An 18,206-nucleotide genomic window follows, 5' to 3' on the forward strand; every position below is an offset into this window, starting at 1 on the left:
ACATGCGCTGTCAGCGACTATTTTCAAATTTTCGTCAGTTCGCCTGCTGCGACATTGAAAAACTGCGCGTCGCCTTCAAGCGCTTCAAACAGCGAACGGTCAGTTCCGGTCATAAAAGCCTGTCCGCCAAGATCATCAAGAATGCCGAACAGAGCCGCACGGCGTCCTGTATCAAGATGGGCTGCAATTTCATCAAGCAGCAGAATCGGTGCCATGCCGGAAAGTTCACCCGTAAGACGAGCATGGGCGAGAATGAGGCCAATCAGCAGAGCCTTTTGTTCGCCCGTTGAACACAGCGCAGCGGGCATGGATTTTGGCCGGTGCTGCACAATCAGATCCGTGCGATGCGGACCTTCCAGCGTGCGTCCTGAAGCGCGATCACGCGGACGGCCATCGCGTAACAGACGGCGGAAGTCCTCTTCCAGATCAAGGGCTGCTTCCAAACCTATACGCTGCTCAAGCGAGCCTTCCAGAAAGCAATCGGCTTTCGGAAATGGACCATCGCTAGGTAGTCGCTCAATCATCGCAGCAATCAATCGCATCGCTTCAGCGCGCGCTGCTGCAATAGCGATGCCAAGCTCGGCCATCTGGCTTTCAATCGCATCGAGCCACTGATTGTCGTTGTTGCCGTCACTCAACAGACGATTGCGCGAGCGCATTGCCTTTTCATAATCAAGCACACGTTTGCCATGGCCTGTATCAATGGCCAGCACCATGCGGTCAAGAAAGCGCCGCCTGTCCGATGCGCCGCCGGTGAACAGCCCATCCATTGACGGCACCACCCACAACACACGCGCATAATCGAGAAGCTCGTCACCCGATGCTGCATTGCCGTTGATACGCACCTTGCGGCCACCTTCGCCGCCGCCTGCCGTCCCGGTGCCGATTTCGGCATCACCGTAGATCATGCAATCAAGTGCGGCGTGAATGGCAAAGCCATCATGTCCGGTTGTGCGCGCAACATCGTCATAAGATGCACGACGCAGCCCCCTTCCCGGCGACAGGAAAGAAAGCGCTTCAATGAGATTGGTTTTGCCGGAGCCGTTTTCGCCTGTCAGCACCACATGGCCGGGGCCGAGTGGAAGCGTGAGTTCCGCATAATTACGGAAATCAGAAAGTTTAAGCCGCCGGACCGAGACTCGATCCGGGCGGCTTATATTTGTTTCAGAAATACTCACTGTCGATTTTTAAATCCTAGACGCGCATTGGCATCAGAACATAGAGCACATCTTCATCGCCGGTATCACGCACCAGCGTTGGCGAGCCAGCATCAGCCAGCATGAAGACCGCATCCGAACCCGAAAGCTGGCTGGTGATGTCGAGCAGATATTTCGAGTTGAAACCGATGTCGATTGGATCATCATTATAATCGGCTGCAAGCTCGTCGGTCGCGCTACCCGAATCGGGATTGTTGACCGTGAGCGTCAGCTGACCGTCGGCAATCGAAAGCTTGACCGCACGGCCACGCTCGCTCGAAATGGTCGAAACACGATCAACGGAAGCTGCAAAATCCTGACGGCCAATGGTGAGTTTCTTATCATTGCCCGAAGGAATCACGCGCTGATAATCAGGGAATGTACCGTCGATCAGCTTGGACGTCAGAACAACCGAACCAACAGTAAATCTGATCTTTGCATCTGACAGCTCAACACCCACAACCGTATCTGGCACGTCTACAAGCTTCTGAAGTTCAGCGACGGTTTTGCGCGGAATAATGATGCCCGGCATGCCTTCAGTGCCCGAAGGTGCTTCAAGTTCAGCACGCGCCAGACGATGACCATCCGTTGCTACTGCACGCAGCTTGAGCGCGCCATCGCTTTCAATCGCGTGGAAATAAATACCGTTGAGGTAATAACGGGTTTCTTCCGTCGAGATCGCAAATTGTGTGCGATCAATCAAACGCTTCAAAGCCTGCGCTTCAATACGGAACGTATGGGTGAAAGAACCGGAAGTCAGTTCAGGGAAATCGGACTGTGGCAAGCACTGCAAACGGAACGACGACTTGCCTGAGACAACCGACATCGATCCGCCATCAGGATTGGTCGACAACATCACTTCCGCACCATCGGGAAGCTTGCGCACGATGTCATAAAGCAGATGTGCAGGAACTGTCGTTGCCCCGGCCTGCTCGACCATTGCAGCCGTTGCTTCGTTGACTTCAAGGTCAAGGTCGGTGGCTTTCAGTGCAAGGCTCGCGCCTTCGGCCTGCAAAAGCACGTTCGACAGAATCGGAATCGTGTTGCGGCGTTCAACAACGCGATGCACGTGATTGAGGGATTTAAGAAGGTTCGACCGTTCCAGGGTTACACGCATATTGAAACGCACTCGCTCTCTAGGACTGGGCAACCGCGCAACGGGCAGACACCCTTATCAATAAGGCGCTTATCGCGCCCGAAGGTTTGTTAAAGTGCCAGATTTATAAGCTCAAAAGCAAGCCCATGCCGCGTCGCAAATCGACACGGCATGGGCTTTTTGTTGATAACCACTGTGAACAGTGGGGATGTCTGCGAAATTAGGCAGCCTGATCGTTAATCAGACGCTTCAACAGTTCCAATTCCTGCGCAAGCTTGGAGTCTGCACCAACCAGATCTTCGATCTTGCGCACTGCATGGAGAACCGTGGTGTGGTCACGACCACCAAAGCGGCGGCCAATTTCCGGAAGCGAACGCGGTGTCAACATCTTGGCCAGATACATGGCAACCTGACGCGGCTTAACGATGGTGCGTGTGCGGCGGCTCGACAGCAAATCCTGCTTCGATACATTGTAATGGCGCGCAACGATGCGCTGAATTTCTTCAATGCGAATACGCTTTGGCTCGCCCACGCGGGTCAAATGACCAAGCAGTTCATCGACGCGATCAATCGAAAGATTAGGCTCGAACGACTGACGGAACAGAAGCTGGTTGAAAGCGCCTTCCAGTTCACGTCCCGATCCGGTGACGGTGCGGGCAACATGCGAAAGAATTTCATCGCTGATGCTGAGGCTTGGATCTTCAACCTGCGCTGCAGTCAGACGACGACGCATCATTTCAACGCGCATTTCATAGTCGGGCGCTGCAACTTCGAGAGCCACCCCGCCCTGAAGACGCGAGCGAACACGAACATCAAGCGATTCCAGTTCCGATGGTGCACGGTCGGCAGCAACGACAACCTGTTTTGCGCTGTCGAGTAGTGTGTTCAACAGATGGCAGAACTCATGCTGGATCGACTTGCCCTGCAGGAACTGCATGTCGTCAATAACCAGAAGGTCGATGTCGCGGAGCTGCTCCTTGAACGACAGCGCATTGTTATCGCGGATAGCAGTCGCAAAGCGCCACATGAAATATTCAGCAGTCAGATAAACAACGCGTGCTTTTTCCTGGCGCTGCAAAGCAGCTGCGGCGATTGCCTGAAGCAGGTGAGTCTTGCCAAGGCCAACGGATGCATGAATGAATAGCGGATTGAAGCGAACTGCACTTGTGCCTGCTTCTGCGATGGTACGGGCGGCAGCGAGTGCCACACGGTTGGATGCACCATCAATGAAGGAATCAAACGTGTAACGCGGATCGAGTGGCGAGCCGAGAACAGCACCAGAGGCAGCAACCGATTCTGCAACAACAGCAGAACCACGTTTTTCAGCGCTTGGCTGGCCAACAGGGAAAGCAACCTTCTCACGCAAACCAGCTGCTGGCGATTTTGTTTCAGAGACGTCTGATGTTTCAACAGGTGCTGCAGTACGAACCACACGGCTCATTCCGCGCACGACAACTTCAACTTTCAAAATCTGCGGGTTTTCTTCCTGCCACAGCTCGGTCAACAGGTCGGAGTAGTGATTGTTGATCCACGAGCGCAAAAAGGCTGTTGGAACCGACAAGCGAACAACACTCTTGGAAAGATCGTCAAGCTTAAGGCGACCAAACCAGCTCGAATAGATCTCGCTGCCAACGCGCGCTTTGAGCTTTGCTGTCAGACGCTCAAAAACGTCATCACCGATTGGCGACTCAGCGCTCACCACGAGGCTGTTTTCTTTTCCAGTTGCAGAAGATCCATGGATACGGTTCGCATGCGCATCATCACCCATCGTTGCCGTCGACTTACCAGTCATCATTGCCATCGTCTCGCCTGCCTTCACATTCTTACGCGCCATTTTTACGGCGCTTATCTTTTTTTCCTGCTTAAGGTCGCCAGATCTTATGATCAGGTCGCCTCGCTGGTACTCACTCTACACTGGCGCCTCATGCCGAGGACCAAACACAAACTCAAAACGGTCTACGCATCAAACAGCTATCACGGACCGGTGCCCGGATGCTCCTTTCCGGCTACGCGTTACGACTCATACAATCCTTGCTCAAGGCTGATTGCCCAGAACGACTCTTGCGACAACCATTCAATTGACGAGCATGTGCCTAAAGCAGCAATCCAGTTAATGAATGGTAAGCAATCGTCGAAAGAGACAAACTTAATAGGAACAGGAACTTAAGACCAGAATTCAGCAATCGCGGACACACATGCCCACGCCAAAGAAACTTCAATTTAATGCTAACTCCGGGCCAAGGCCCACCCCTCTTGTGCTCTGACTTTAGCGAAGGCTGGCGGCAAAGAGCAAGCCTCGAATCTATAGTTTTTTCTTCAATTAAGACTTGCATTGCTTCGAGGCGAAGACTGAGAATCGGGCACTGAGGAAATAACACCTTTGGATTCAATGCGTTTCGATTGGCTATTTTTTAGATGAACACGATATGTTCTCCGGGAAAATAATTTTTAAAAATCTTCTTGACTCATCACCCCTTCCGAGTCCTTTCCGGGGCCTGTGGATAAGTGTGGACAATAATTTGCAAGCTTTTGAAAAAATAAGGGAAATTCGATTCTCTATTGAATGAAACATGGAGGGTTTCATTCATCAAATGCAAAATTACTAAAGAATTATGTTCTGAAAATCCGTCGTTAAGTTTCTTTGTAAAAGCTCTAAAAAAGAAAACCCGGCTAACAATGAGCCGGGTTTCCAAAATCTAATCTCAATTTAGATTATATTAGGCGTTCAGAGCCTTAACGCGTGCAGCAAGGCGCGAAACCTTACGAGCAGCAGTATTCTTGTGAACTACGCCCTTTGAAGCAGCGCGCATCAGTTCTGGCTCAGCAGCCTTGAAAGCAACCGTTGCTGCTTCCTTGTTGCCGCTCAGGAGCGCATCTTCAACCTTGCGGAGGAATGTGCGAACGCGCGAACGACGCGATTTGTTGATTTCGGTGCGGGCAGCGATCTTGCGCACTGCCTTCTTCGCCGAAGGAGTATTGGCCATAAATGCCTCTCTTTTTCTGTCAGCAGCCCACGGTCAATAACCGTCAGGCACAAAAACCTCTAGGGCAGCCATAATGCCTAGGGCCGCCGATCCGTGGCGGGCTTATAGATCAGCTTTGCCTGCACGTCAACGAGGATTCTGATCTCAACCCCTTTCAAAAGGCCGGATATGCGGCCTTCTGGCTCAAATTATGACGCCCAAGCAAGCGAGAGTGCTTCATTTATAGCCTCTCGCGGTCATCACATCAGCGATTCTTGAAAGACGGCGTCCGTTTGTCGATAAATGCGGACATGCCTTCCTTCTGGTCTTCGGTCGCAAAAAGCGAATGAAACAGACGGCGTTCAAAACGCAAGCCCTCATCCAGCGTCGTCTCATAAGCACGGTTGACCGATTCCTTGACCATCTGCACTGAAGGCTGCGAGAAAGACGCAATGCGCTCGGCAGCTTTCAGCGCTTCCTCGATGAGCTCTTCAGGCGCAACAAGCCGTGAGACCAGACCGCAACGCTCGGCTTCTTGTGCATCCATCATGCGGCCTGTCAGGCACATATCCATGGCCTTGGACTTGCCGACATAGCGGGTGAGCCTCTGCGAGCCGCCCATGCCAGGCATAACGCCCAGTGTAATTTCCGGCTGGCCGAATTTCGCGTTGGTTGCCGCAATAATGAAATCGCACATCATGGCAAGTTCACAACCACCACCCAGCGCATAGCCGGAAACAGCTGCAATGATTGGCTTGCGGGTGCGATCTACCTTGCGCCAGTCGGCAAACATGTCCTGCAAATAGGCATCAACAAAGTTGATCGGCTGCATTTCCTTAATGTCTGCACCAGCAGCAAAGGCTTTCTCAGAACCTGTGAGAACAATCGCACCTATTTTGCCATCGCTGTCGAAAGCAGCAAGCGCCTCAGTCAGCTCTTTAAGAACGGTGCTGTTTAACGCATTGAGCGCCTGCGGCCGATTAAGCCGAACAAGTCCGACACCGCCGCGTGTTTCCACAACGATCGTTTCATAAGCCATGAGAAAGTCTCTCCTCCAAGATCAGTTCATATTCTGGGTTCAAGCTGGACCAGCCGTTTCAATTTAACAAGGTCAGCTGACAGTTAACTTTGGCACGAAGCGCAGAAAAACGTTGAGCGCCCCGACTGTACTGCACGCTCAATATTATTTTTGCAGCCGGGCGCACGACATGGCTGCGCCTCCCGCCCATAGACGGAGAATGAGTGCTGAAAATAGCCAAGCGCACCATCGGCCTGAATATAATCTTTAAGGCTTGAGCCGCCCGCGGCAATCGCCTCGGCAATCACCGTGCGGATATCCTCCGCCAGTCGATCAAGAAGCTTTGCATCCTTAGCAATAGAGCCTGCGGCACGCATTGGTGACAGACGCGAGCGCCACAACGCCTCGCAGACATAGATATTGCCAAGCCCGGCAATCAGCCGCTGATCAAGCAACGCTGCTTTCAAAGGTGTCTTACGGCCTTCAAAGAGTGTGCCAAGCAATTCGCCTGAAAGGCTGTTGCCGGTCGGCTCAACGCCCAGACCTTTAAGAAAAGGATGGTCATTCAGAGCGCCATCTTCTGCAAAGAGCATGAAACCGAACCGTCGCGGATCATTATAGATGATGCGCGCAGTCGAACCATTTGCGCGCTTTAAATGAAAAACCACATGGTCATGTTTGGTGAGTTTGGAGCGCTCATGATGAAAGTCTCCCGGTACGTCTTCCGCATCATCCGCCTCAATCCGAAACGAGCCGGACATGCCCAGATGACTGATCACGGAAAGCCCGTCATCAATATGCATGGTCAGATATTTCGCGCGCCTACCCAATGCATCAATATTGCGTCCTGTAAGACGCTCGACAAATTGATCAGGAAAAGGAAAGCGTAAATCAGGCCTGTTCTGCTCGACATGCTCGATTTTTGAACCTTCCATAAAAGGCTGCAAACCACGGCGAACTGTTTCAACCTCGGGTAATTCGGGCATTTTTCATCTTTCGGGCAGGAAAAGAAACAAGCTGTTGCAATGATATAATGCCGGTTAGCGGCATTTGCCATCCGTTAACCCAAACCACATCCAAGTCGCATCTAACCTATATTAACGTTTTATTTTCCTTGTTTCTTAAACTCATCACAATTGGCAGGCACTAAAAGGAAACCCAACGAGACTTCAGTTCAGGGTAAGTAACATGCCGACTTTGATGACGCGCTTTATCAAAAACAGATCGGGTGCAGCGATGATCGAATGCACACTCATCGGTGCGCTTGCCGTTATTGCTGTCATTAGTGGCATGGCACTGTTTGCCGGAAAGCCCGCTTCTGCTTTTGATTACAAAGCGGCACAGATTCAGATGACTGAACGCAACTGAGTTGTTTCACTTCATAGAGATTTGAATAGCCACCCGGTTCACGCCGGGTGGCTATTTGTTTATTGATTAAGCCAGAAATTCTAATCGCCGAGGAATGTCATGACCGTTGAAATCATTACCGCGAAGTCAGCCGATAGCCGCCCTGTCTGGTTCATCTCGAAAAATGCCGTTGATCAGGCGGGGCTTGCGCCGGATTCGGCAGCCTGGGCAAACGCGAATGATTTTAATGGCGAGGCCGGTCGTGTTCTGGTTCTACCCGGTCAAGACGGCGCGATTGCCGGTGCACTGTTTGGCACAGGTGATGCGGAACAGAGCGGGCAGTCACAGCTGCTCGCCGGAAAGCTTGCACGCAGCCTTCCCGAAGGCGACTGGCATATTGAAGGCACGCCAGATCATGCAGAACTGGTAACCCTCGCCTTTCTGATGGGCGGCTATAATTTTACGCGTTACCGTAAAGGCAGCGACAAGCTCATCCGTCTGGCCGTGCCGGACGGTGTGGATGCGGCTGAAATCAACCGCATAGCTGATGCCGTGACATTGGCACGCGATCTGATCAACACGCCGACCAATGATATGGGGCCGGATGCGTTGGAACAGGCCGCACGCGATCTTGCAACGAAAAATGGTGCGGTAGTCAGCACCGTTGAAGGTGAAGCGCTTCTTGAGCAGAATTTCCCGATGATCCACGCGGTTGGCCGTGCTGGCAGCATTGCGCCGCGCCTTATCGATCTCACATGGGGTAAGGACAGCGATCCGAAAATAACGCTCGTTGGCAAAGGTGTGTGCTTTGATACCGGCGGTCTCGACATCAAGCCTGCGAGCGGCATGCTCACCATGAAAAAAGACATGGGCGGCGCTGCCAATGTGCTGGGTCTTGCCTCCATCATTATGGATGCCAAACTACCCATTCGTCTGCGCGTTCTAATCCCTGCGGTCGAAAACTCTATCGCTGGCAATGCTTTCCGCCCAAGCGACGTACTGCAAAGTCGCAGGGGATTAACCGTTGAAATCGGCAATACCGATGCCGAAGGCCGTCTGGTTTTGGCCGATGCGCTGGCGCTGGCCGATGAAGAAGAACCGGAACTCATCATCGATATGGCAACGCTGACAGGGGCTGCGCGTGTGGCGCTCGGCCCTGATCTGCCGCCTTTCTACACACATGATGATGCGCTTGCAGAAAACATTGCGGAGAAAGCCCTTGAGGCCGCCGATCCACTGTGGCGGATGCCACTCTGGCAGCCTTATGCGCAAAAACTTTCATCACGCGTGGCAGACATCAACAATGTCACCACCGATGGCTTTGCTGGCTCGGTGACGGCTGCATTGTTCCTGAGCCGCTTTGTCGAGAAGGCAAAAGGCTGGGCGCATTTCGATATTTTCGGCTGGGTACCGGTTGAAAAGCCTGCCTCGCCGGTTGGCGGCGAAGCACAGGCCATTCGTGCGGTTTATGCGCTTCTCAAGCAAAAATATCCCGCAAAATGAAATCGCTTGCCTGCAAAGCGAAAACGGCGTTGAATGATACGGAACCGAAACGATATTAAGCGTTGCGTAAAATATGCCCGTTGAACTGAAGCCTTTGCAGGCACTGACATTGCTGAGAACGCTGTCACTGGCACAGGTGCAGGATGAAATGCCTGACCTCACAACGCGGCAGGCCGCCATTCTTCTCACCGTTTATCTCGAGCCGCCGCCGCATACGGTGCGGGGGCTTGCAGCCAAGCTTGATGTCACCAAGCCGGTGATTACGCGTGCACTCGACACGATGGGAACGCTCGATCTCGTCTCCCGGCATCGTGATGAAAAAGATCGCAGAAATGTGCTAGTAAAGAGAACGGTCACGGGTGCACTTTATGTCGAAAGACTGGGTGATCTCGTGATTGCCAATGCCCGGGAGTTACCATTGTGAGCATGCTCGATCGTCGCCTCAACGCCTACCGCCCCGATCTCGCCGATGAGCGGCTGAATGGTCAGGTGGAAGCGAGCCGCTTTACCGCAGGCACGCTGATGCAGGTTTCTGATTCTGTGGTCGATCTGCGTGCAGAGCCACGCACCGACAGCGGACCGCAAACACAGATCATCTTTGGCGACATGGTACGCGTTTTTGAAGAGCAGGACGGCTGGTGCTGGGTGCAGGCTGAGCGCGACGGCTATACTGGCTACGTCTCAGCGGCTTCGCTGACAAAGCCTGTTGGCGAGCCGACGCATATGGTGATTGTGCCACGCACATTCGTCTATCCCGGCAATGATCTGCGTTTTCCGCACACTCATGCGCTGTCGCTCGGTTCACGAGTGCGAATCGTTGGTTCGTCGGAAAAGCGAGGCACCGAATATGCACTGCTTGAAGGCGGCGAAGCGCTGATCGCAAAGCATCTGGCGCCTTTGGGCCAACATGCAAATGACTTCGTAGCGGTTGCCGAAACGCTTCTGCACACGCCTTATCTCTGGGGTGGCACATCGGGCTTTGGCATCGATTGCTCTGGTCTGGTGCAACTTTCGATGTGGGTTTCGGGCAGATCTGTTCTGCGCGATTCGGATATGCAGGAAAATTCGCTCGGTGACGTCATCGAGCCGGACGCCGATTATTCCAATCTCAAGCGCGGCGATCTCGTTTTCTGGAAAGGCCATGTCGCGATCTGCCAATCGCCAGACATGCTTCTTCATGCCAGCGGTCACACGATGACTGTAACGCTTGAACCGCTGAAGGATGCGATCAAACGCATTGCTTATCTCTACGATCTGCCGACGCTCATCAGAAGGCCATAAGCGTGAGACGATGAAGAGCAAAGGGACATTATGGATTGCAGGGCTGGTACTCGGCCTCACAGCCTTTTTCCCTTCTGCTGTCTCCTTTGAAAGAATCGCCCGCATGACCATCACCGCTTCGCCAGCGAGTTTTGCCAGCGTTAACGGCATCGAGATGTATTACCGCGTCGTGGGAAAAGGATCGCCGATTCTGCTTATTCATGGCGGCCTGTCAGACCAGCACGTCTGGGATGCGCAGCTGCCGATTCTCGCGCAACATCACACAGTCATTGTTGCTGACAGTCGCGGACAGGGCCGCTCAACCCGGACCACCGAGCCACTCACCTATGAACTCATGGCCGACGATTATGTAGCGCTGCTCGATTATCTCAAGATCGACAAGGTTGATCTTGTCGGCTGGAGCGATGGCGGCATTATCGGCCTCATCATGGCGATGCGTTATCCAGATAGGCTGAAAAGTGTGTTTGCGCAGGCGGCCAATGTGTCGCCGGAAGGCTCGACCGGCTATGCGCTGGCGCGCGCTGAAGGCAAGCCTGTGCCTGAGCTGCGCCACTATGAGAGCATCGATAAGGAAATCCATGCGCTTTGGGCAAATGAGCCGAATTACAGCGCAGATGATCTGTCAAAGATAAATGTGCGCACAGCAATCGTAATTGGTGATCGCGACACGGCAATCACGCGCGAACATACCGAATTTATGGCGCATCATATTCCGGGTGCGAGCCTGATCATTTTGCCCGATTCGGGCCATGGTGTTCCGGCTGAGAATCCCAGGCTTTACGCGCATGCGGTCCTGAAATTCATTGCTGGCGACGAGCAGAGCGATCCAAAAAGCGCCAGCAAGTAATTAAATTCTGTTCGGCAACACGCGATCAGGCGGACGGTGCCCATCAAAAAACGCTCTGATATTGATGATGACCTTGTCGCCCATATCGACACGGCCTTCAATCGTGGCTGATCCCATATGCGGCAGAAGCACAACCTTGCCCTTTTCGGCCAGCGACAACAGGCGCGGATTGGCAGCGGGTTCATTCTCGAACACATCAAGCCCGGCACCGGCGATCTTACCCTGTTCGATCAGATCGACCAACGCATTTTCATCGATGATCTGACCGCGCGATGTATTCACCAGATAAGCGGTTGGCTGCATCAGCGCGATGCGCCGCGCTGAGAGAAGGTGAAAGGTTGCCGGCGTTGACGGGCAATTGACCGAAATGATGTCCATCCGCGCCAGCATCTGATCGAGGCTGTCCCAATAGGTCGCTTCCAGCTCTTCCTCAACCTGCGCATTAACGCGCTTGCGGTTGTGATAATGGATCGAAAGGCCAAATGCCTTGGCACGGCGTGCAACCGCAGTGCCGATTCGGCCCATGCCAACGATACCGAGGCGCTTCCCCCAGATGCGGCGTCCAAGCATCCATGTCGGCGACCAGCCCGGCCACTCGCCATCGCGCTCATTGAGTACATTCGCACCCTCTACCAGACGGCGCGGCACCATCAGCAAAAGCGCCAGCGTCATATCGGCGGTATCTTCAGTCAGCACATTGGCGGTGTTGGTGACGGTGATTCCGCGCTTTGCAGCGGCGGCAACATCAATATTATCAACACCATTGCCAAAATTTGCGATCAGCTTGAGATTGGGGCCAGCCTGCTCAATGGCTGCCGCATCGATCACATCAGTGATGCAGGGCACCAGAACATCGGCTTCTTTCATCGCAGCGATAATTTCAGGCTGCGACATGCGATGGTCATCAATATTCAGGCGTGTGTCGAACAGTTCCCGCATTCGGGTTTCCACCGGGTCGGGCAGTTTCCGGGTCAGTACCACCAGTGGTTTTTTCTTGTTCGACATCTCCACCCCATTTTTTGAGCAAAGCCAGCGGTAAAAGGCTTACAGATTTCTCAGGAAACCTGCCCTGCCGTTTCACACGTTGAGACCTCCTTAACCAAGAAGGTGCAATATGTGATTTTGCTTCAGTTGCTCATCTCTAGCAAGGTGGCGCTGCAAAGACAAAGAAAAACAGAACCGCGAGAGCGGCATCAAATGCGGGCAACCGCACAATTTATTCATTCCGCAGTTTCAGACGCACCTCCCCCAGTCCTGAAATTGCCCCACATGACAGGACGGCGAGAGGTCAGAATTGTACCGGGTACTTTCGCAACGCTTTTTTATCGCAACGCTTTGCGGCATCGCTCTGCTGCTGGTTGGTGCGCCATTGTTGGCATCGCACAAACACGGCGCAAATGCACAGGCGCAATCCGGCACGCCTGTGGGTGCAAGTGGCCTACCTGTCCCGCGCTTTGTCAGCCTTAAGCCAGCGCGTGTAAATCTGCGTGTCGGACCAGGACGTGATTACGCTGTGTCGTGGCTGTTTATGAAAGCCGGCCTGCCTGTAGAGATCATTCAGGAATATGATAACTGGCGCCGTATCCGCGATGCCGATGGCACAGAGGGTTGGGTCTACCAATCGCTTCTATCGGGCAAGCGGACCGCAATCACGGCTCCATGGCTTAAAAACGATCAAGGTGCGATGATTACCATGCGTCGTGATCCTAGCGAAACATCTGGCCTGTCAGCCGAAGTTGAACCAAATGTCGTCGGCACCGCACGTGAATGCAATGGCCAATGGTGCCGGATGGATATTCAGGGCACACGTGGCTGGATCAGGCAGTCGGACCTCTGGGGTGTTTATCCAGATGAAGTTTTCGACTGATTGATCAAAGACTACAGCTTGACGCCTGTCTATTGTTGGCAGTATTTTTGTCGGACAAGATACGAAGGAGTTTTATGCGCAGAAGTTCATTGCTGCCGTTTTAACGGATTTGGACCCCGCCAGTTGGGTGGGATTTTTGTGCATATAAAACTCTGGAATCATCATGCAAAACATGAGTATTACAATCCGCGCCTATCAGGCTGCGGACAAGCAGACCCTATCCTCTATATGGTATCGTGCCTCGCTAGAAGCACATGCGTTTTTGGGAAGCGACCTGCTAAGCAAACAGCAAAAGCTCATTGAAGACGTTTATCTCGATAAAGCCGAGACCTGGGTTGCTATTCTGAATGACAAACCTGTCGGCTTCATTGGCCTGCTCGACTGTTTCATCGGCGGGCTTTTCGTGGATCCAAGCACACAGGGACAGGGAATCGGATGCAGCCTGATTGAACATGCTCTCAACCTCAAAGGCGAACTCTCCTTAGAGGTTTATGCCGATAACAAACAAGCATGTCGCTTCTACACGCACTTGGGCTTTCAAGAAGTCAGTTGCCGCACGGAAGATGATAACGGACTTCCGTTTGCCAATATTCAAATGCAGCTAAAAGCTTAATAGCAAAGCGGGGCGATTGCTCGACCCGCCACCAAAACAATTTCAATAAGAATTGTCACCAGGCCGGAATGACCGAGCCTTTGAATGTATCAGCGATAAATTGTTTCACTTCCGGGCTGTGATAGCTGCTGACCAGCGTCTTCACCCAATCAGCATCCTTATCTTCAGTACGCACGACCAACACATTGACATAAGGTGCCTTTTCGCCTTCGCGGATTAATGCGCCAGCAGCCGGATCAAGGCCTGCTTCCAGTGCGTAATTCGTATTGATGACCGCAGCATCGACATCTTCAAGCGAGCGCGGCAATTGCGCAGCATCCAGCTCCACAAATTTCAGGTTCTTCGGGTTTTCCGTTACATCAATTGTTGTAACCTTCAGGCCCTTGGAAGTATCGAGCTTGATGAGACCATTATCCGCAAGAACCAGAAGCGCACGACCACCGTTCGTTGGATCGTTCGGGATCGCGATGGTTGCACCATCTGCCAGTTCCGAAATGTTTTTCAGTTTACTTGAATAGAGGCCCATCGGAAAGTTGACCGTTGGCGCTACTGTTTCAATCGGAAAGCCGCGATCTGCAACCTGATTGTCGAGATAAGGCTGATGCTGGAAGGAATTGGCCTCAAGCGCCTTGTCGGCCAGCGCCATGTTTGGAATCACATAATCAGAAAATTCCTGAATATCGATTTCCATTCCTTTAGTCGCGGCGACTTCCTTGACCTTCTCCATGATCTGCGCATGCGGTCCGGGCGTTACACCAATGCGAATTTTCTCAGCAAAAGCGCTTGCTGTTGAGAACAGGGCAAAAGCGGTAGCGGCAATGATCAACTTGCGCATGGGCGTCTCCAGTCAAATGGTTATCGACGCATTCATGCGGGGTTGGGAGGTCCGAGATGAGATGCGCCAGTTAAAAGGAATGCTTTGGGTGAATCACTTTAGGCTAAGATGCGCAACAAAAAAGCGGCCCCAAAAGGCCGCCTTCTTAGAAACTTTTACCAAATAACTTATCGTGTTTTACGACGAAGGCGGACGATAATGTCCACATTGACGATTTCCATGCCTTCTGGTGCTTCCGGCATGTTGGAAACCGTTGGCTGGCCGCGCTCGCCATGCGGAATATCGAACACGACATTTTCACCTTCGAGGAAAAAATGCTGGTGATCGGAGATATTGGTATCGAAATAGGTTTTCGAACCTTCTACCGCGATGATGCGCAGCATACCGGCTTCGGTAAACTGGTGCAGCGTGTTGTAAACAGTCGCAAGCGATACGGGAACATTCGCGAGGACTGCTTCTTCATGAAGGTCTTCAGCGGAAAGATGGCGATCACCCTGCGCATAGATCAGGCTGGCAAGCGAAACACGCTGGCGCGTCGGGCGCAAACCCGCGCTGCGAAGGCGTTCTTCCATTGAAACCATCGAGTGGCTGGCATGATAATTCTGCATATTCACCCTTGGATCCGTCACAAGCTTGTAGCAATTTCGTCAAAGATTAAACGGGCTGTTGCCCATTGCCTACTGACATTGATATATGCCGTTGCGAATTAAGTATCAATAGGCTTGGTAATTCCGCCTTTTTTTGGAAAACCTCGCGCACTATTTTACTGATGGAAACACTCTATGATAGAGGTGTTCCCGAATTGATGAAACGCGATCGCTCCTCAAACGCAGGAGCCGTCACAAGAATAACCCTCAAGGGAGGCGTAATGGCAGAACAGAAATCGAGCTACGGGTATGAAGAGCTCCTCAGCTGCGCACGTGGCGAGTTGTTCGGTCCCGGCAATGCACAGCTCCCCCTGCCGCCAATGCTGATGGTGCACCGCATCACCGAAATTTCCGAAACTGGCGGAGAGTTCGACAAGGGCTATATCCGTGCTGAATATGATGTCAGCCCCGACGACTGGTATTTCCCATGCCATTTTCAGGGCAATCCAATCATGCCGGGCTGCCTTGGCCTCGACGGCATGTGGCAGCTGACAGGCTTTTTCCTTGGCTGGCTCGGTGAGCCGGGTCGCGGTATGGCGCTTTCGACCGGCGAAGTGAAGTTCAAGGGCATGGTTCGCCCGCATACCAAGCTTCTGCAATACGGTATCGACTTCAAGCGCGTCATGCGTGGCCGCCTTGTTCTTGGCACAGCCGATGGCTGGCTCAAGGCCGATGGCGAGACCATCTATAAGGCAAGCGACCTGCGCGTCGGCCTGTCCAAAGACGGCGACAGCGCTTAATTCAACCATCATTCACGGGCGCGGACGCAGAAAATCACGAGTTTTCATGCAGTCGCGCTCAAAACATGCGAAGATCGCACCTATGTAACCGGGAACAAGGGTCAACTCATACGGGTTGATCACACGGAACAGGTGTAAAGGAGAACGCGATGCGGCGTGTGGTCGTAACGGGTATGGGGATTGTATCCTCGATTGGAAACAACACTGAAGAGGTCACGACCTCTTTGCGTGAAGCCAGATCCGGCATTTCCCGTGCTGAAGAATATGGCGAACTCGGTTTTCGTTGCCAGGTGCACGGCATTCCAAAGATCGATGTCGAGGCGCTCGTAGACCGCCGCGCCATGCGTTTTCATGGTCGTGGTACGGCATGGAATCATGTCGCCATGGATCAGGCCATTGCCGATGCGGGTCTTTCGGAAGAGGAAGTCTCCAACGATCGTACTGGCATCATCATGGGTTCGGGCGGTCCTTCAACACGCACGATTGTCGATTCTGCCGACATCACCCGTGAAAAAGGCCCGAAGCGCGTTGGTCCTTTTGCTGTGCCAAAGGCCATGAGCTCGACCGCATCAGCGACACTTGCGACCTTCTTCAAGATCAAGGGCGTGAATTATTCGATCTCGTCAGCTTGTGCGACATCGAACCATTGTATCGGCAATGCCTATGAAATGATCCAGTATGGCAAGCAGGACCGCGTTTTCGCCGGTGGCTGTGAAGACCTCGACTGGACGCTTTCGGTGCTGTTCGACGCGATGGGTGCCATGTCATCCAAATATAACGACACACCTTCAACCGCTTCGCGCGCTTATGACAAAAACCGCGATGGTTTTGTTATTGCTGGTGGTGCAGGCGTTCTCGTGCTGGAAGACCTCGAAACCGCACTTGCGCGCGGTGCGAAGATTTACGGCGAAATCGTTGGCTATGGTGCAACATCGGATGGCTACGACATGGTCGCTCCATCGGGTGAAGGCGCGGTCCGCTGCATGAAAATGGCGCTCTCGACCGTCAAGGGCAAGGTTGATTACATCAATCCGCATGCAACCTCGACACCTGCTGGCGACGCTCCTGAAATCGAAGCGATCCGTCAGGTATTTGGTTCAGGCGATGCCTGCCCGCCGATTGCGGCAACCAAGTCGCTGACCGGCCACTCGCTCGGTGCAACTGGCGTTCAGGAAGCTATCTATTCGCTTTTGATGATGCAGAATAACTTCATCTGCGAAAGCGCTCATATCGAAGAACTGGATCCTGCCTTCGCGGACATGCCTATCGTTCGCAAGCGCATCGACAATGCTCAGCTCAATACAGTGCTTTCCAACTCGTTTGGATTTGGCGGCACCAATGCAACGCTGGTGTTCCAGTGCTATCAGGGCTGACGGAGAGGGACAATATGCAAGGTTTGATGCAAGGCAAACGCGGCCTCATTATGGGGGTCGCGAATAACCACTCACTCGCCTGGGGAATTTCTAAGCAACTCGCAGCACAGGGTGCCGAACTCGCATTCACCTATCAGGGCGATGCACTTGGCAAACGCGTTAAGCCACTGGCCGAACAGGTCGGTTCGGACATGGTGCTGCCTTGTGATGTTGAAGACATCGCATCGGTCGATGCTGTTTTTGCTGAAATCGAGAAGAAATGGGGAAAGCTCGATTTCATCGTTCACGCCATCGGTTTCTCGGACAAAACAGAGCTGAAGGGACGTTACGCAGACGTCACCACGCGCGATAATTTCAGCCGCACCATGGTGATTTCCGCCTACTCCTTCACGGAAATGGCACAGCGCGCAGAAAAGCTTATGAAGGACGGCGGCTCGATCCTGACGCTGACCTATGGCGGTTCCACGCGCACGATCCCGAACTACAATGTCATGGGCGTTGCCAAGGCTGCTCTTGAAGCCATGGTTCGTTATCTCGCTGCCGATTACGGCCCGCAGGGTATCCGTGTTAACGCGATCTCCGCTGGTCCGGTGCGCACCCTTGCCGGTGCTGGTATTGGCGATGCGCGCGCGATCTTCAGCTATCAGCGCCGCAATTCACCGCTGCGTCGCACTGTCGATATCGATGATGTTGGCAAATCGGCTGTTTATCTGCTGTCGGATTTGTCGAGCGGTGTGACGGGCGAAATCCATTATGTGGATTCGGGCTACAACATCCTTTCGATGCCGACACTGGAAGAACTGAAAAGTTCAGCTGACACACGCGGCGAATAAGCCTTATACGCTCATTAAAAAAAAGCCGCCTTTCGGGGCGGCTTTTC

19 protein-coding genes are annotated in these 18,206 nt (G+C 53.0%); 10 read left to right on the forward strand and 9 right to left on the reverse strand.

The window, feature by feature from the left end:
* Nucleotides 1-23: 23 nt before the first annotated feature.
* The 6 genes from recF to mutM all read right to left on the reverse strand — a co-directional run bounded on the left by recF (nt 24) and on the right by mutM (nt 7,259).
* Entirely contained in the window at nt 24-1,178 is a 1,155-nt protein-coding gene (recF, locus tag J2782_RS11970; RefSeq protein ID WP_310012776.1) for a DNA replication/repair protein RecF, read from the reverse strand.
* Between the two features lie 16 nt (nt 1,179-1,194).
* Complete coding sequence (dnaN, locus tag J2782_RS11975) at nt 1,195-2,313, reverse strand: DNA polymerase III subunit beta (protein ID WP_250039341.1); 1,119 nt, start codon at nt 2,311-2,313, stop codon at nt 1,195-1,197.
* 199 nt (nt 2,314-2,512) lie between these two features.
* Nucleotides 2,513-4,087, reverse strand: a complete 1,575-nt coding sequence (gene dnaA, locus J2782_RS11980) for a chromosomal replication initiator protein DnaA (RefSeq protein WP_404989636.1) — start codon at nt 4,085-4,087, stop codon at nt 2,513-2,515.
* 922 nt (nt 4,088-5,009) lie between these two features.
* Nucleotides 5,010-5,276, reverse strand: a complete 267-nt coding sequence (gene rpsT / locus J2782_RS11985) for a 30S ribosomal protein S20 (RefSeq protein WP_187543721.1) — start codon at nt 5,274-5,276, stop codon at nt 5,010-5,012.
* A gap of 244 nt (nt 5,277-5,520) precedes the next feature.
* Nucleotides 5,521-6,294 carry an enoyl-CoA hydratase gene (locus J2782_RS11990; RefSeq protein ID WP_310012782.1) on the reverse strand — a complete coding sequence of 258 codons (774 nt, stop codon included), beginning with the start codon at nt 6,292-6,294 and terminating at the stop codon, nt 5,521-5,523.
* An 83-nt stretch (nt 6,295-6,377) separates the two neighbouring features.
* Nucleotides 6,378-7,259 carry a bifunctional DNA-formamidopyrimidine glycosylase/DNA-(apurinic or apyrimidinic site) lyase gene (mutM, locus tag J2782_RS11995; protein ID WP_310012785.1) on the reverse strand — a complete coding sequence of 294 codons (882 nt, stop codon included), beginning with the start codon at nt 7,257-7,259 and terminating at the stop codon, nt 6,378-6,380.
* 202 nt (nt 7,260-7,461) lie between these two features.
* Here mutM and J2782_RS12000 point away from each other — a divergent pair, with 202 nt between their 5' ends.
* The 5 genes from J2782_RS12000 (at nt 7,462) to J2782_RS12020 (ending at nt 11,251) form a co-directional block, all read left to right on the forward strand.
* Entirely contained in the window at nt 7,462-7,641 is a 180-nt protein-coding gene (locus tag J2782_RS12000) for a Flp family type IVb pilin (protein ID WP_250039344.1), read from the forward strand.
* A 99-nt stretch (nt 7,642-7,740) separates the two neighbouring features.
* Complete coding sequence (locus tag J2782_RS12005; RefSeq protein WP_310012789.1) at nt 7,741-9,123, forward strand: leucyl aminopeptidase family protein; 1,383 nt, start codon at nt 7,741-7,743, stop codon at nt 9,121-9,123.
* 73 nt (nt 9,124-9,196) lie between these two features.
* Nucleotides 9,197-9,547 carry a MarR family winged helix-turn-helix transcriptional regulator gene (locus J2782_RS12010; RefSeq protein WP_310012791.1) on the forward strand — a complete coding sequence of 117 codons (351 nt, stop codon included), beginning with the start codon at nt 9,197-9,199 and terminating at the stop codon, nt 9,545-9,547.
* A gap of 2 nt (nt 9,548-9,549) precedes the next feature.
* Entirely contained in the window at nt 9,550-10,404 is an 855-nt protein-coding gene (locus tag J2782_RS12015) for a C40 family peptidase (RefSeq protein ID WP_310013337.1), read from the forward strand.
* A gap of 10 nt (nt 10,405-10,414) precedes the next feature.
* Nucleotides 10,415-11,251 (forward strand): alpha/beta fold hydrolase, encoded by an 837-nt coding sequence (locus J2782_RS12020; RefSeq protein WP_310012792.1) that lies wholly within the window; start codon nt 10,415-10,417, stop codon nt 11,249-11,251.
* Here J2782_RS12020 and J2782_RS12025 read toward each other — a convergent pair whose 3' ends face one another.
* Nucleotides 11,252-12,256 carry a 2-hydroxyacid dehydrogenase gene (locus tag J2782_RS12025; RefSeq protein ID WP_250039348.1) on the reverse strand — a complete coding sequence of 335 codons (1,005 nt, stop codon included), beginning with the start codon at nt 12,254-12,256 and terminating at the stop codon, nt 11,252-11,254. It abuts the gene before it with no gap.
* 289 nt (nt 12,257-12,545) lie between these two features.
* Here J2782_RS12025 and J2782_RS12030 point away from each other — a divergent pair, with 289 nt between their 5' ends.
* Both J2782_RS12030 and J2782_RS12035 read left to right on the forward strand, forming a co-directional pair.
* A complete protein-coding gene (locus J2782_RS12030; protein WP_310012797.1) occupies nt 12,546-13,118 on the forward strand; it encodes an SH3 domain-containing protein in 573 nt (190 codons plus the stop codon).
* 163 nt (nt 13,119-13,281) lie between these two features.
* On the forward strand, nt 13,282-13,731 hold the full coding sequence (locus tag J2782_RS12035) for a GNAT family N-acetyltransferase (RefSeq protein WP_310012802.1): 450 nt from the start codon (nt 13,282-13,284) through the stop codon (nt 13,729-13,731).
* 55 nt (nt 13,732-13,786) lie between these two features.
* Here the strand turns inward: J2782_RS12035 and J2782_RS12040 are convergent, their stop codons facing one another.
* Nucleotides 13,787-14,566, reverse strand: a complete 780-nt coding sequence (locus J2782_RS12040; protein ID WP_250039351.1) for a MetQ/NlpA family ABC transporter substrate-binding protein — start codon at nt 14,564-14,566, stop codon at nt 13,787-13,789.
* A gap of 167 nt (nt 14,567-14,733) precedes the next feature.
* Entirely contained in the window at nt 14,734-15,174 is a 441-nt protein-coding gene (irrA, locus tag J2782_RS12045; protein WP_140904767.1) for an iron response transcriptional regulator IrrA, read from the reverse strand.
* A 260-nt stretch (nt 15,175-15,434) separates the two neighbouring features.
* Here irrA and fabA point away from each other — a divergent pair, with 260 nt between their 5' ends.
* From fabA to fabI, 3 genes are all read left to right on the forward strand, one after another.
* On the forward strand, nt 15,435-15,953 hold the full coding sequence (gene fabA, locus J2782_RS12050) for a 3-hydroxyacyl-[acyl-carrier-protein] dehydratase FabA (protein ID WP_024898331.1): 519 nt from the start codon (nt 15,435-15,437) through the stop codon (nt 15,951-15,953).
* Nucleotides 15,954-16,102: 149 nt separating this feature from the next.
* On the forward strand, nt 16,103-17,326 hold the full coding sequence (gene fabB / locus J2782_RS12055) for a beta-ketoacyl-ACP synthase I (protein WP_310012809.1): 1,224 nt from the start codon (nt 16,103-16,105) through the stop codon (nt 17,324-17,326).
* Between the two features lie 14 nt (nt 17,327-17,340).
* Nucleotides 17,341-18,159 (forward strand): enoyl-ACP reductase FabI, encoded by an 819-nt coding sequence (gene fabI, locus J2782_RS12060; RefSeq protein ID WP_250039353.1) that lies wholly within the window; start codon nt 17,341-17,343, stop codon nt 18,157-18,159.
* The last annotated feature ends 47 nt before the right edge of the window (nt 18,160-18,206 follow it).

The organism is Brucella pseudogrignonensis (assembly GCF_031454375.1).
GTDB lineage: Bacteria > Pseudomonadota > Alphaproteobacteria > Rhizobiales > Rhizobiaceae > Brucella > Brucella pseudogrignonensis_A.